The following is a 13615-nucleotide window of genomic DNA, read 5'->3' as shown; positions in this document are numbered from 1 at the left end:
GCTGTCCCGCACCGTGGCAGGGTCTACTTCGGACACAAGCGGACCCGAATTGCCAAGGCGGCGGCGGTCCTGCTCCAACTGCGTCTCCGCATTCTGCGCTAGCGCCGCTGTGCTGGAGAGTAGGGATAAAGCCAGAGATACAAAAACAGTTTTGGAAAATACTTTGTTTTTTTGTGCGCCACAGGGCGGTGTACTGTGCAGTGCCAGACAGGAGGTTGACATTGGGGCGTGTCCTATATGCGAATAATTATTAAAAACATTAATATGGGAATGGGGGATAAGTTAAATATGTTTTAATTGCAACCCTGAAATACAAAAAAGGGCAGGGATTTGGCATAATCCCTGCCCTTTACTTAATAAAGTCAGAAGAAATTACTTCTGGGGGTAGTTAAACGTAAATGTTTCGGTGAACGGTGCCCAAAAGCCCGGTGTGCCGGTTTCTTTGTCCGTGTGGTGCAGGAAGCCGTTGGTTTCGGGCGAGCTGTAGCGGAACACAACCGTATAGGTGCCGGGGCCGTCCATTTTTACATTGTTGGCGTAATGCGCACCATCTTTTGCAGTCATGGCGTGCAGAATGCCTTCATTTTTCCAGTTGGAGCCCTTTTTGGTCAGGGTGTAATCCACGCCAATGTAGGGAATCCACGCACCATCGGGAAAGCCCCAGGGGTTGTCAGCCGTCGCATGCACGTCGGTTTCAAGGTGAATGGTGTCTGCACCCATGGCCATGTCCTTGGTCATCGGGGCCATGTCCACGCCAATCAGGTAGTTGGCGGCAATTTCCATATCGTGGGCCTGTACGGGGCCGCCAACGGGGTATTCACGCGCCATGGCCGGAGCGGCATAGGCGGCGGAAAGGGCGGTCAGAACGGAAAAGACTTTGATACAACGCTTCATTTCAGGTCTCTACGATCAGATGTGCCTAGGGCACATGGTTGAAAAGGTGGGGATTTATGGTGAGGTGGAGGGGTGTGGGCGGGTGCGCACAAAGCGTTCTGTTACCAGCAGGCACACAAGGGTCAGGCCCCAGACTAAAATCTGAATACCTGTTGGCCTGTCGGTATAACCGGCAAGGGCTTTGGCCGTGCGGCCAGCAAGGCTACCATCGGGCAACAGCCAGGACGTATCCCAGATGTCGTAACCCAGTGCCGGAATCAGGTCATCCGATGCAAGCAGGGCCGCAGCCTGGGAGGCCATGCCTGCTGCGAGAATGGAGACAAGAATATTGGTGACGGCAAAAAGATGCCGCAGGGGAATAATAATGAGCCCGCGATACAGGGCGTAAGACAGAGCGGCACCACCCAGAACGCCCAGCAGACCACCGCTGAGCAGGGAGAACGCGCCAACATGGGCCGATACGGCAATACCGTACAGGAACAGCACAACCTCCATGCCCTCACGCAGCACGGCCACGGCCACCACGGTCGCCATGGCACCAAGGGAACGACTGCCAGAGGAGACCGCAGCCCCCATCTGCTTCATTTCCTGCGCGAGTTCACGCCCGTGCCGGGCCATCCAGATTACGTGCCACGCGAGCATGAGCACGGCTACGCACAAAATGGAGGCGGAAAAAATATCCTGCCCATTGCCAGAGAATGCGGTGGAGAGTGCTCCAGCAAAAGCCGCCGCAATGGCCGCCCCCGTTACACCCGCGGCAATGCCGCCAGCCACCCACCAGCCACGCCCGGCAATGCCCCGCGTTGCCGCAAGAACAATGCCAATAACCAGACCGGCTTCTATAACTTCACGAAAAACAATGATCAGACTGCCAAGCATGGTTTACGGCTTTGCTTCTGCGGTGACTGTTCCCTTGGCCTGATCGGGGTGATAGTCATCAAAAAAAGTATAGGTCCCGGGGTGCAGCGGGCCTGCATGCACACGAATTTTTGAGCCAGACACAATAATTTTTTCAAATTTCATGTCATAGCTTTCCAGTTCGTCGGTCGTGCTGTCCTGGTTTTCCAGTTCAATCATAAACCGTTCACCGGCAGGCACGCTCAGATGATCAGGTTCAAAATGATGATCTTTGAGTGTAAGGTGAAAAACGGTTTGCGCCTGAGCCTGTACGGGAGGAAAAAGACACATCCCGGTTAAAAGGGGGAGGGCTGCAAAAAGCCGTTTCATTCTCTGATTCTCCGCTTGTCTTGACTGTTTGGGTTAGTGAGAATCATTATTAAAGTCAATGTTTATACTGATCGGTGAATTGTAAACCCATGTCGAATCATCCTCTGGCTTTTATGCGTCTGCCCACGGACCTGCTTATGGCGCTCGATAGCCGGACGTTTCACTTCTGGTTCCAGCCGGTTCATTATTTGGTCAGAATGCTGCATATCCTGAGCATGTCTGGGTTTTTCGGGTTGGAAATGCTGTTCGCACTGGCCGTTGTCCAGCAGATGGAAAGGGACGCGCTGGTCCGGCTTTCGCGCTTTATGCTGCGTCCTTTGCATATTAGCTATGCCATAGCCATGATCACAGGATTTGCTTTGTTCTTTTACGACCCGGTGCATATTGGCGCGCGCGCCTACATTACTCCCAAGCTTCTGGCGCTGGTTTTGTCGGGTATTCTGGAGTGGTACGGGCATAAGGCGCTGTACTGGCCGATTATGAAGGGGCGGGATAATAAAGTTTCCTTGTGGTGCAAGGTCTTTTGTTTTTCCGCCTGCATGGTGTGGGTGGCGGTTATCGTGTTTTCGTGCCTGAATTCGGAAGGTGTGCCAAAAGTCTTTTTACGGCATTATTTTTAACAGATGATGTAAAAAAATATGGAGAACAGGCGCCCCCATTCTCCATATTTATAAATATTCAGGCAGTTATACGCAGGTGTTCATTATTCGGCGGCCACATAGACCTTGCCGCCCGCCTGCCGGAATTCCTCGTTCTTCTGCTCAATGCCCGCAAGGCGAATGGCGTCTTCCTTCAGGTCCTGACTGATCCGCATGGAGCAGAACTTGGGACCACACATGGAGCAGAAATGTGCTGTCTTGTGCGCATCACGCGGCATGGTCTCATCATGGTAAGCACAGGCCGTATCCGGGTCGAGCGAGAGGTTGAACTGGTCCTCCCAACGGAAGGAAAAGCGTGCGCGGCTTAGTGCGTCATCACGTAGTTTGGCCCCCGGATGGCCCTTGGCAAGGTCGGCTGCGTGGGCGGCAATACGGTAGGTGATCACCCCGGTTTTTACGTCGTTGCGGTCAGGCAGGCCCAGATGTTCCTTGGGGGTCACGTAGCAGAGCATGGACGTGCCAAACCAGCCGATCATGGCTGCACCAATGGCCGAGGTAATGTGGTCGTAGCCCGGTGCAATGTCGGTCGTTAATGGCCCAAGCGTGTAGAACGGGGCCTCGTCACATTCGCGCAGCTGCTTGTCCATGTTCTCCTTGATCTTGTGCATGGGCACATGGCCCGGCCCTTCGATCATGACCTGGCAGCCTTTGGCCCATGCAATCTTGGTGAGTTCGCCCAGTGTTTCCAGCTCCGCAAACTGTGCTGCGTCATTGGCGTCGGCTATGCTGCCCGGGCGCAGGCCATCCCCCAGCGAGAAGGACACATCATACGCACGCATGATGTCGCAGATGTCTTCAAAGTGTTCGTACAAAAAGCTCTCGCGGTGGCCGTTCAGGCACCAGCTTGCCATGATGGACCCACCACGGGAGACAATGCCAGTCACGCGGCTTGCGGTCAGGGGCACGTGTTGCAGGCGCACACCGGCATGGATGGTAAAGTAGTCCACGCCCTGCTCGGCCTGTTCGATCAGGGTGTCACGGAACACATCCCAGTTCAGTTTGCTGACATCCCCGCCCACTTTTTCCAGCGCCTGATACAGCGGCACCGTGCCAATGGGGGTGGGGGCGTTACGCAGGATCCAGTCGCGGATGTTGTGGATATTGCGGCCCGTGGACAGGTCCATGACCGTATCGGCACCCCAGCGGATGGACCAGACCAGTTTTTCCACTTCATCGGCGGCGGAGGATGTAATGGCCGAGTTGCCGATGTTGGCGTTCACCTTGACCAGAAAGTTGCGGCCAATCACGACCGGTTCCAGCTCGGGGTGGTTGATGTTGGCGGGAATAATGGCGCGCCCGCGGGCTATTTCCTCACGCACGAATTCGGGGGTCACAAATTCGGGCAGGGCGGCGTTAAAGGAGTTGCCGTCCTTCAACTGGGCTGCGGCTTCGTCCAGTGCCTTCTGGCGGCCCATGTTTTCGCGGTGGGCCACGTAGATCATTTCCTCGGTAATGATCCCGGCCTTGGCGAATTCATACTGCGTAACGGGTTTGCCTTCCACGCCCTTGAGCACCGTGTGCGGGGCCGGGCAGGGCTGGACCAGATAGCTGCCTTCCGCTCCGCCATTGTCTTCGGGGCGGATGGTGCGCGCGGTGGTGGGGGCAAGGCCACGCTTGGCCAGCCACGCGCTGCGCAGCTTGGGCAGGCCGGTGCGCACGTCAATGCTGGCGGTATGGTCCGTATAGGGGCCGGACGTGTCATACACCCGCAAAGGCGGTTCGTTGGCGGATGGGTCGAGTGCGATCTCGCGGAAAGGCACGCGAATGTCGGGGTGCCCGTCGGGGCTGGAATACACCTTGCGGGACCCGCGAATGGGCCCGGTGGTGACCTGCCCCGGAGCGGGGGCGGCCGTGTTGGCGGGCTTGGGGTTGCCGCCCTGCGTGGGCTGTGGGGTTGTGGTGGTGGCAGACATTGCAAAGTCTCCTCAGGCGCGAGGAGGACAGGCCCGTTAAATAAGGAGTGCTACCACTACTGGGCAACGCCACGCGCAAAACGGTCGAGGCGATTGTTCCTTAACAGGCACCAGTCCCTCCGCCGGTATGAGCCGGATCAGGTTCCCCGCCAGAACAGTATGTTGCTGGCGGCAGGGTCGCCACGGCGCTCTGCTGTGCGGCAGAGCAAAAAGTGGCCTCTCAGTTCCTTGGCCCGGAACCCCCCTTGGTTATGTGCAAGCAGATAGCCTGAGGTGTGCCTGTGTCAAGCGTTTACACCAATATGTGACCAAATGGCGGAAGAAACGGCAGACAGGGGGAGGTGGAGGGATGTGGATTCCGGCCAGTAAAGTGCGGTTCTGACCGTCCGTCTATGCGATGGCATGCAACATCCCACTTACTATACTAAAGAAAAATTCGTAAGATATGCAAGTTTTTTCGAGTATGTCATCATTGTGTCATGCAGACAGAAAGAAATAAAACGCTTGATGCGGTAAAAAATCTCGAAATATCTTCACGTGCTCATTACGTTTTGTGGATAGCGGCATTTGTGTCTGCCATATGCGGCGGTCTTTACGGATACGACACGGGAATTATTTCTGGCGCACTTCTCCTTATTACCAAGGACTTCCACTTAACCTCCGTGCAGGAAGAAATGGTAACTTCGGCCATTCTGGTCGGGGCGGTCATGGGGGCCATGGGTGTTTCATGGTTTTCCGAGCGGTACGGACGCAGGATCTCGGTCATGCTGGTCACGGCGGTGTTCGTGCTGGGGGCCATTGCCTGCTCCTACGCCTCCAGCGTGACCATGCTGGTGATCGACCGCGTGTTCCTTGGCTTTGCGGTGGGTGGGTCCACGCAGGTGGTGCCGACCTATATTTCCGAGTTGGCCCCCGCGGCCAAGCGCGGCAATCTGGTCACCCTGTTTAACGTGGCCATTGGCATTGGCATTTTCATGGCCAACCTTGTGGGCTTTACCATGCGCGATGCATGGGGCTGGCGGCCCATGGTGGCCATTGCCGCCATTCCCGCAGCCGTTGTGTTTGTGAGCATGTTCTTCCTGCCCAAAAGCCCCCGCTGGGTGGCTGAGAACGAGGGCATGGTCTCCGCTGTCAAACAGCTTGGCCGGGTGCGCACATCGCGCAAGGTCATCCAGCGTGAGATAACGGAAATCCGCAAGAACGTCATGGGCATGGATGAGGATGAGCGGGGCTGGAAGGGCCTTAAGCTCCCCTGGGTCCGTCCGGCGCTGGTGGCCGCACTGGGTATTGCGTTCTTTACGCAGGCCGGTGGGCTGGAGATGATGATCTACTATACCCCCACCTTCCTTTCGGATGCCGGGTTTAATAGCTCATCAGCTCTGCTGACCAGCCTTGGCGTAGCCATGGTCTACCTGATCATGACCCTGCTGGGCTGCCTGTTTGTGGACCGTATTGGCCGCCGCCGCCTTGTGCTGATCATGGGGCCGGGGTCCGTGCTCAGCCTGATCGGACTGGGTGTGATGTTTGCCCTCCACCCCGATAAGGGGAGTGTGGGGAGCTGGATGATCGTGGTGTTCCTGCTGTTGTTCATGGTGTTCAACTCGGGCGGGATTCAGGTTGTGGGCTGGCTGCTTGGGGCGGAACTGTTCCCCCTGCCCATGCGTGCGGTCGCCACCAGTCTGCATGCCGCTGTTCTGTGGGGGGCGGATTTGCTGGTTACGGCTACCGCACTCTCGCTGGTTCAGCTTGTCTCCCTTGGTGGCACCATGTGGATTTATGCCGGGGTTAATCTGGCATCGGTCATTTTTGTGTATTTCTGCGTGCCTGAGACCAGTGGTGCTACGCTGGAGGATATTGAAATGGCCCTGCGTGATGGCGAGTTCTCGCCCAAGGCTGAGAACAATTACGCCATTCCCCAGTATGAGGTGGAAGAGGACGATGACGCAACGCCAGCTCCCGCGCTGGCCAGCAGCCCGGCCTAAGACGTAAGGCTCTATTCCTCTGCCCGCGCGGCTACAGGTGCTTGCGCGGGCAGAGCAGGCAACAAAAAAGGCCGGTCCAGAATATGGACCGGCCTTTTTGCATAAAATGTTCTGGTTGGGGCGGGCTTACTGCGCGCGCGCCATAAACTGCTCCAGCCAGTGAATGGTGTAATCCCCGCTCTGAAAACCGGGGTCTTCCAGAATGGCGCGGTGGAGTGGAATAATGGTTTTAATCCCTTCCACCACAAATTCGTCCAGTGCGCGCTGCATGCGGGCAATGGCCTGCGCGCGCGTGGGGGCATGGACGATCAGCTTGGCGATCATGCTGTCGTAATAAGGGGGAACACGGTAGCCGGTGTAGAGCGCGCTATCCACCCGCACGCCCAGACCACCGGGGGGGTGGTACACGGCTACGGTGCCGGGGCAGGGGGCAAAGGTGGTTGGGTCTTCGGCGTTAATACGGCATTCAATGGCATGGCCGGAGAATGAGACGTCTTCCTGCGCGTACCCAAGTTTTTCGCCTGCTGCCAGACGGATCTGCTCGCGCACCAGATCCACGTCGCACACCATCTCGGTAATGGGGTGTTCGACCTGAAGGCGGGTGTTCATTTCGATAAAGCAGAACTGCCCGTCCTGGTACAGGAACTCCAGCGTGCCCGCGTTGCGGTAACCCATGCGCGCGAGCGCCTCGGTTGCCGTGCGGCCAATGCTGTCGCGCTGTTCGGCGGAAATGGCGGGGGAGCCTGCCTCTTCCAGCACCTTCTGGTGGCGGCGCTGGAGCGAGCAGTCACGTTCGCCAAAATGGACCACGTTGCCGTAGTTATCGCCCAGAATCTGGAGTTCGATATGGCGCGGGCGGTCCATGTATTTTTCCATGTACACCGCATCGTTGCCAAAGGCTGCGCGCGCTTCGGTGCGGGCCATGCTCCATGCATCGGACAGTTCGTCGGCCGAGTGGGCGACCTTCATGCCACGTCCACCACCACCGGCCGCTGCCTTGATCAGCACGGGGTAGCCAACGCGGTTGGCCACTTCGTGCGCTTCCTCAAGGTTGGCCAGTTCGCCGTCCGAGCCGGGCACCAGTGGCACGCCAAGGGCGAGCATGGTGGTCTTGGCTGTAATTTTGTCGCCCATCATGCGGATATGCTCCGCCGTGGGGCCAATAAAGACCAGACCGTGGGCTTCCACCGTTTCGGCAAAATCCGCGTTTTCGGACAGGAAGCCATAGCCGGGGTGAATGGCTTCCGCCCCGGTTATGGTTGCAGCAGACAGAATGGCCGCCACATTCAGGTACGAATCGCGCGAGGAGGCGGGGCCAATACACACCGCCTCGTCCGCCAGACGTACATGCATGGCATCGGCATCAGCGGTGGAATGGACCGCCACGGTTTTGATCCCGAGTTCCCGGCAGGCGCGCAGGATACGAAGGGCGATCTCGCCACGGTTGGCGATGAGGATTTTGGAGAACATTACTCGATAATGGCAAGTGGCTGGCCAAATTCGACCGGGTCGCCCGAGGCTACCAGAATGGCCTTGAGCGTGCCGCCCTTGGGCGCCTTGATCTGGTTGAAGGTCTTCATCGCTTCAATCAGCATCAGGATCTGCCCTGCGGTCACGATCTGCCCTTCGCTCGCAAATGGAGGGGAGGACGGGTCGGGCGTCAGGTAAGCCACGCCAACCATGGGGCTGGGGACCGCACCCGGATGGCGGGACAGGTCAACCGGGGCGGCACTTTCCACCACGGCGGGGGCTGCGGCCACGGGGGCTACAGGAGCGACCGGTGCGGGGGCTGCGGCCTGCACGGTGGCAGGGGCACGGGCCACGCGAATGCGGCGGTCTTTTTCAGACACCTCAATTTCGGTCAGTCCGGTTTCAGTCAGAATTTCGGCCAGAGCCCGAATGGCATCCGCGTCCACGAGCAGTCCGCTCATTGGTCATCCTCATCCAGAATAAGATCAGTCATTGCCTGCAAGGCCAGAGAATACCCGCCAACGCCCAGCCCGCAGATAACGCCGGTAGCGGCGCGCGAAACGTAGGAGTGGTGGCGGAATGGCTCGCGGCGGTGAATGTTGGAGATATGGACCTCAATTACCGGCAGGTCCGTAGCCAGTAGTGCATCCAGCAGAGCGATGGAGGTATGGGTATAGCCTGCGGGATTGATAATAATGCCTTTGGCCCGTTTGCGGCACTCCTGCACCCAGGAGATCAGCTCGCCTTCAATATTGGTCTGGCGGAAGTCTATTGCCAGTCCAAGCTTTTCGGCGGTCTGTAGGCACAGCTGTTCCACGTCGTCCAGCGTTGCCCGCCCGTATACTTCGGGCTGGCGCTGGCCAAGCATGTTCAGGTTGGGGCCGTTCAGGACAGCAATGAGAGGTCTTTCCATGACAGACGGGGCCGTAGCACGATGCGCCCGCGTATCCAAGAGAAAGCGGCACGAAAAGTGGGGCCATGCCCCCCGATCGCGCTTTTTGCCTTATGCAGGGCCTGCGCGGAGCGTCATATTTTTGCCACGTGGGCGGGCGATACGGGGCTTGCTGCCCCTGTTGCACGCCGAAAAAGGTTGCCTTGGGGTAGCTAAAGCGACCATTAAGGAACGGTCTATCACGGAAATGGAGTTAACAGGCGGATGTCAGCCCTGCGCCGGGCACTTCTTGGAAGTGTGTTTGTCACAACCTCTCTGTTCGCGCTCCCGGTGGCCCATGCGGCTGCGGCGGATGCGTCGGGTGGCACTGCATGGACCGAATCCGTGCAAAAAGCCCTCGCCGCGCGTGACGCGCAGGATGTGGCCGATGCTGGCTCTGTTTCCGGTCGTGAGGTCTCCCAAAAAGGGATGGCAAGCTGGTATGGCGCACGCCAGCACCTGCGGCGCACATCCTCCGGCGCACGGTTTGACAAGAACCGCCTGACGGCCGCTCACCCCACGGCCCCCCTTGGCAGCAAGCTGCTCGTAACATCGGAAGAAACCGGCCGTTCTGTTGTGGTCACGGTTAATGACCGTGGACCATACAGCCGTGGGCGGATTATTGATCTGTCGCAGGCAGCCGCCGCCCAGATTGGCATGCTGCATGCAGGCGTTGCCCACGTAAGCGTACAGGCCGCAACGCCAGAGGAAGTGGCTGCCGCCCCCGAAGTGGGCACAGCCCCCGGCCTGACCGCGCCACCCAAGCAGCCATCAGGCAAGCGTGGCCGCCCGCTGCACCTCCAGCGCAAGCGCTTCGGCCACCCCTAACGCCACAAGTCTATTAAGGAATGGTACGGAGCTTACAGGTCCGTACCGGGTGCCTGTGGGCAGTCCGTTGGTGTGGCGGGTTTGCTGGCCAGCATGGAATCGGTCTCGGGTGGGTGAATAAGCCCCAGCGCATAGCCTTCCATCTGGGCGTTGAGTTCCGCCCCCATCAGCACCACCCATGCGGTCACAAAAAACCACATCATGATCGCAATAAACGCGCCCAGTGGTCCGTAGGTCGCATTGTAGCTGGCCAGATGCGCCACGTAGTACGAAAACCCGAGGGATGCCATAATCCACGTAATGGTGGAGGTCAGGGCGCCGGGCAGCACCCAGCGCCACTGCGTATGCCGCTTGCGGTCCGGCCCAAAGCGGTACAGGGCCGACAGGGCCAGTGTTTCAAAAGTAAACATGACCACAGGCCCACTCCATCGCGCCATGAACTCAATGGAGCCGGGGGGAGTGGGAATATGCAAAATGGCGGGCAGCGTTAAAAACAGCGGCATGGCCACCAGCAGCGCCAGCGTAAGCACCGCGCCAAGAATGCCAGACAGGGTCATGGCGAAGGCGGTGGCCTGAAACACCAGAAAATTCCGGTTCTCCCGCGTGTTGTAGGCAATATTCAGGGCCGACAGGATGGACCGTGTGGCAGCAGAGGCTGACCAGAGTGCGACCGTGAGCGAGATGATCAGGTTCATGGTCAGGGATGAAGGGGGTTCGGCCACCAGTGTCTGCACCCGGTCATAGAGCAGGTTGAACGCGCTGGGGGGGAGCAGGTTACGCAGGATATCCATCTGCGGGGCCACGGTCTGCACGTCAAACGCCAGACCGTAAATGGAGATCATGGCGCTAATGGCAGGGAACAGCGAGAGGGTGGTATAGAACGCGCACCCCGCTGCCACCAGCGTTGTGGGGCCGAACACAAGGTTTTTGAATGTGTTGGACACAATGGTCCGCCAGTCCTTGCGGCTCATGGCCCATGGGCTTGCAAAGCGCAGCTTGGCGGTCTGCACGGGTGCTGGATGCCCGGAATGGTGGGTGAGCGGAGAACGGTCCGACTGCCAGAGAGCCTGCATGAATTCAGAAAAATCCTTGATCTGTGGTCTGGCCCGATTTGCGGCATCGGACGCTCCACGTGCGCGCCATGGTCGGCCTGTGGGGCCGGGTGGAGTCTGGTAGGGTCTACTTCACAATGGGGCGCACAAAGACTTTGCGTGAAAAAGCAGGGGTAAAGCGTGAAGCAACCGTAATATTTTCAAGTCTTATCGGGGGTTGGGGGCACGTGCCAAGTTTTTTTGTTTTATATGGATTTTTTACTTGCGCTTGTGTCGGTTTGGTCGCATATCCACGCCCCTACGCAGCAACGCACGTGCCACTGGCCCTCTGAGGTTACGCAACGACGTCAAGCGTTCTGGCCAATCGGGACTCCTTTGTGGGTCTGCCTTTCGCTGGTCCGTTAGACCGTTTCGCAACGTCCTTCTCCGCTGTACAGGCGGGGGAGCCTGAACTTGGGGGAGTGGGGATATGAATCCCAAAATCACCCGTTTTCTTGCCGAGCAAAAGCCGGCAACGCCCTGCCTTGTCGTTGATGTCGATCAGGTGGAAGCCCGTTACCGCGCACTGGGCAAAGCCCTGCCGCTCGCGCGCATTTACTATGCCGTCAAGGCCAACCCGGCCATGCCCATCCTGACCCGTCTGGTCGGGCTTGGCTCCTGCTTTGACGCGGCATCGTGGGAGGAGGTCTCCCTCTGCCTGGAGGCAGGGGCCGACCCCGAAGCCATTTCCTTTGGCAACACGGTCAAAAAAGTGTCTGCCATTCAGGCCGCCTACAAGGCTGGCGTGCGCATGTTCGTGTTCGACTGCCGCGAGGAGCTGGAAAAAATTGCCCAGCACGCGCCGGGCAGCCGTGTGTATTGCCGCCTGCTGGTGGATAATTACGATGCGGAATGGCCGCTCTCACGCAAGTTTGGCACCACGGTCGAATCCGCGCGTGACCTTATGCTGGAGGCCCGTGCTCTGGGGCTGGACCCGTATGGTCTGTCCTTCCACGTTGGCAGCCAGCAGCTCTCGGCCGAGGCGTACGAAGCCGCCATTGCCCGCGTAGCCAGCCTGTTTACGGACCTGAGCGATGCCGGGCTGGACCTGCGCATGATCAATCTGGGCGGGGGCTTCCCCATCCGCTACCGCGAGGATGTGCCCGAGATCGACCATTTTGCAGGGGCCATCTGCCGCGCCATGACCGAGCATTTTGGCAATGCGTTGCCGGAAATGCTGGTTGAGCCGGGCCGCTTTATTGTGGGCGAGGCAGGCGTTGTGCATACCGAGGTGGTGCTGGTCAGCGCTCGCGGTCGGCAGGACGGGCCGCGCTGGGTTTATCTGGACATCGGGCGCTTTGGCGGTCTGGCGGAAACGGAGGGCGAATCCATTCGCTATGCCATCCGTACCGCGCGTGATGGGTCCCCCACGGGGCCGGTCGCACTGGCTGGCCCGACCTGTGATGGTGCGGATATTCTGTACGAAAAAACCCACTACGATCTGCCGCTCGACCTGTGCTCGGGCGAACTGGTCGATCTGCTGGGCACGGGGGCTTATGTCTCCACCTACTGCTCGACCCGCTTTAACGGCTTTGCGCCGCTGAGCGAGCACTACATCTGACCTGACTCCGCCGTGGGGTGTGTTCCACTCCACGGCTTGGTTTGCGAACGGTTTACCCCCCATCCACCGGCCTGTTCTGGCCCCCGTGGATGGGGGTTTTTTGTTTTCCGCTCTCCCCTTGCCATAAAGGCAGCCCTGTATTGTGCGTGCAGCCCTTTGCAGTTCGGCCGATGCGCTTAACAATCGCTCCAGACACAGGCTCCACGATCCGGGGCTTGGGTAAAGGGAGTTATCATGACACGAATGGGTATGCTGCTGGGTACGGTTCTGGTGGCAACGGCTGCTGCAACACCTTTGTATGCACAGCAGGCACCAACGGGTGCCGCCACGTCCAACACGGTTGCGCAGTCCGCGGCCACGCAGGATTTCAGCCGTCTTTCCGATGATGGCAGCATGGCGTTCGAATATCTGTCCCTCGCACGCAACGCTATTTTTGATGGTGATCTGGCCGGGGCCAAGGCGCTGATCGCCAATGCCCAGCAGGCACTGGCTACGGCCCGCTCGGACAACACCGCCTTCCAGAAGGCCGCCGCCGAACTGATGCCGAGCAAAACCGGCCAGTCCCGCCCCCGCCCCAATGCGCCCACAACGCAGCAGGTGGCATGGCTGCCGATTGATGGCGAACTGGTGCTGAACGCCAATGCTGAGGAAACACCGGAAAAAACCGCTGTTGTGGCGGCTGCCAACCGGCACCTCAAATCCGGCAATCCCGCCCGTGCGGCTGAAGTGCTGCGCGTGACCAGCGTGGATGCGGACTATGTTATTGCCGCCGTGCCGCTGGATCAGGTTGCGCAGGACGTAAACCGTGCCGCCAAGCTGATTGGCAAAGACCCCTACAAGGCCAGCGAAGCCCTACGTGATGCGCAGGAAGCCGTGCGTTATGCCTCGGTCGATATTCAGGCCGTGTCCAATGCAGCGGCAACAAACGCCAAGGCGGCTTCCGCCCCGGCAGCGGCTGCCCCCGCAGCGGCTCCGGCCAAATAAGCCGACAGGCTGGCCCGGCATATCTGCCGGGTTGGGCTACAAAAAAGGGGCGGTGGCCATATGTGGCCCCGCCCC

At 59.0% G+C, this 13615-nt stretch carries 13 protein-coding genes and 1 pseudogene; 5 read left to right on the top strand and 9 right to left on the bottom strand.

The genetic code is table 11. From position 1 onward, the window contains the following. The 4 genes and pseudogenes from GOB86_RS07165 to GOB86_RS07150 form a co-directional block, all read right to left on the bottom strand. Window positions 1-222: pseudogene (locus GOB86_RS07165) on the bottom strand (hypothetical protein); the annotation flags it as partial. A 150-nt stretch (window positions 223-372) separates the two neighbouring features. Next, entirely contained in the window at window positions 373-894 is a 522-nt protein-coding gene (locus GOB86_RS07160; protein WP_165991672.1) for an iron transporter, read from the bottom strand. A 54-nt stretch (window positions 895-948) separates the two neighbouring features. Further along, window positions 949-1773: an FTR1 family iron permease gene (locus GOB86_RS07155; protein ID WP_165991671.1), complete on the bottom strand. Its 825-nt coding sequence runs from the start codon at window positions 1771-1773 to the stop codon at window positions 949-951. Between the two features lie 3 nt (window positions 1774-1776). Further along, a complete protein-coding gene (locus tag GOB86_RS07150; protein WP_165991670.1) occupies window positions 1777-2121 on the bottom strand; it encodes a cupredoxin domain-containing protein in 345 nt (114 codons plus the stop codon). Window positions 2122-2210: 89 nt separating this feature from the next. Here GOB86_RS07150 and GOB86_RS07145 point away from each other — a divergent pair, with 89 nt between their 5' ends. Next, on the top strand, window positions 2211-2741 hold the full coding sequence (locus GOB86_RS07145; protein ID WP_165991669.1) for a hypothetical protein: 531 nt from the start codon (window positions 2211-2213) through the stop codon (window positions 2739-2741). A gap of 83 nt (window positions 2742-2824) precedes the next feature. On the opposite strand, the gene thiC is transcribed toward GOB86_RS07145, so the two are convergent. Then, entirely contained in the window at window positions 2825-4693 is a 1869-nt protein-coding gene (thiC, locus tag GOB86_RS07140; protein ID WP_165991668.1) for a phosphomethylpyrimidine synthase ThiC, read from the bottom strand. A gap of 479 nt (window positions 4694-5172) precedes the next feature. Here thiC and GOB86_RS07135 point away from each other — a divergent pair, with 479 nt between their 5' ends. After that, window positions 5173-6675 carry a sugar porter family MFS transporter gene (locus GOB86_RS07135; RefSeq protein ID WP_165991667.1) on the top strand — a complete coding sequence of 501 codons (1503 nt, stop codon included), beginning with the start codon at window positions 5173-5175 and terminating at the stop codon, window positions 6673-6675. A gap of 126 nt (window positions 6676-6801) precedes the next feature. On the opposite strand, the gene accC is transcribed toward GOB86_RS07135, so the two are convergent. The 3 genes from accC to aroQ are packed head-to-tail and all read right to left on the bottom strand — an operon-like array spanning window position 6802 to window position 9058. Continuing rightward, the gene (gene accC / locus GOB86_RS07130) at window positions 6802-8145 is read right to left on the bottom strand and encodes an acetyl-CoA carboxylase biotin carboxylase subunit (RefSeq protein ID WP_165991666.1); all 1344 of its coding nucleotides are present in this window, start codon (window positions 8143-8145) and stop codon (window positions 6802-6804) included. Continuing rightward, window positions 8145-8606, bottom strand: a complete 462-nt coding sequence (locus GOB86_RS07125; protein WP_165991665.1) for an acetyl-CoA carboxylase biotin carboxyl carrier protein — start codon at window positions 8604-8606, stop codon at window positions 8145-8147. Before GOB86_RS07125 ends, accC begins: the two co-directional genes overlap by 1 nt. Continuing rightward, window positions 8603-9058 (bottom strand): type II 3-dehydroquinate dehydratase, encoded by a 456-nt coding sequence (gene aroQ, locus GOB86_RS07120; protein ID WP_048854779.1) that lies wholly within the window; start codon window positions 9056-9058, stop codon window positions 8603-8605. Before aroQ ends, GOB86_RS07125 begins: the two co-directional genes overlap by 4 nt. 243 nt (window positions 9059-9301) lie before the next feature. Here aroQ and GOB86_RS07115 point away from each other — a divergent pair, with 243 nt between their 5' ends. Continuing rightward, complete coding sequence (locus tag GOB86_RS07115) at window positions 9302-9904, top strand: septal ring lytic transglycosylase RlpA family protein (RefSeq protein ID WP_165991664.1); 603 nt, start codon at window positions 9302-9304, stop codon at window positions 9902-9904. Between the two features lie 32 nt (window positions 9905-9936). Here GOB86_RS07115 and GOB86_RS07110 read toward each other — a convergent pair whose 3' ends face one another. Next, on the bottom strand, window positions 9937-10977 hold the full coding sequence (locus GOB86_RS07110) for a YihY/virulence factor BrkB family protein (RefSeq protein ID WP_165991663.1): 1041 nt from the start codon (window positions 10975-10977) through the stop codon (window positions 9937-9939). Window positions 10978-11425: 448 nt separating this feature from the next. Here GOB86_RS07110 and GOB86_RS07105 point away from each other — a divergent pair, with 448 nt between their 5' ends. Together GOB86_RS07105 and GOB86_RS07100 are read left to right on the top strand one after the other, a co-directional pair. Continuing rightward, complete coding sequence (locus tag GOB86_RS07105; protein WP_165991662.1) at window positions 11426-12556, top strand: type III PLP-dependent enzyme; 1131 nt, start codon at window positions 11426-11428, stop codon at window positions 12554-12556. Between the two features lie 234 nt (window positions 12557-12790). Next, window positions 12791-13540 carry a YfdX family protein gene (locus GOB86_RS07100; RefSeq protein WP_165991661.1) on the top strand — a complete coding sequence of 250 codons (750 nt, stop codon included), beginning with the start codon at window positions 12791-12793 and terminating at the stop codon, window positions 13538-13540. Window positions 13541-13615: the final 75 nt, after the last annotated feature.

Origin of the sequence: Acetobacter lambici, assembly GCF_011516885.1 — a bacterium.
In the GTDB taxonomy this organism is placed as follows: domain Bacteria; phylum Pseudomonadota; class Alphaproteobacteria; order Acetobacterales; family Acetobacteraceae; genus Acetobacter; species Acetobacter lambici.
Note: the sequence above shows the minus strand (reverse complement) of the source record. Positions and strands in the feature narration are given on the sequence as shown.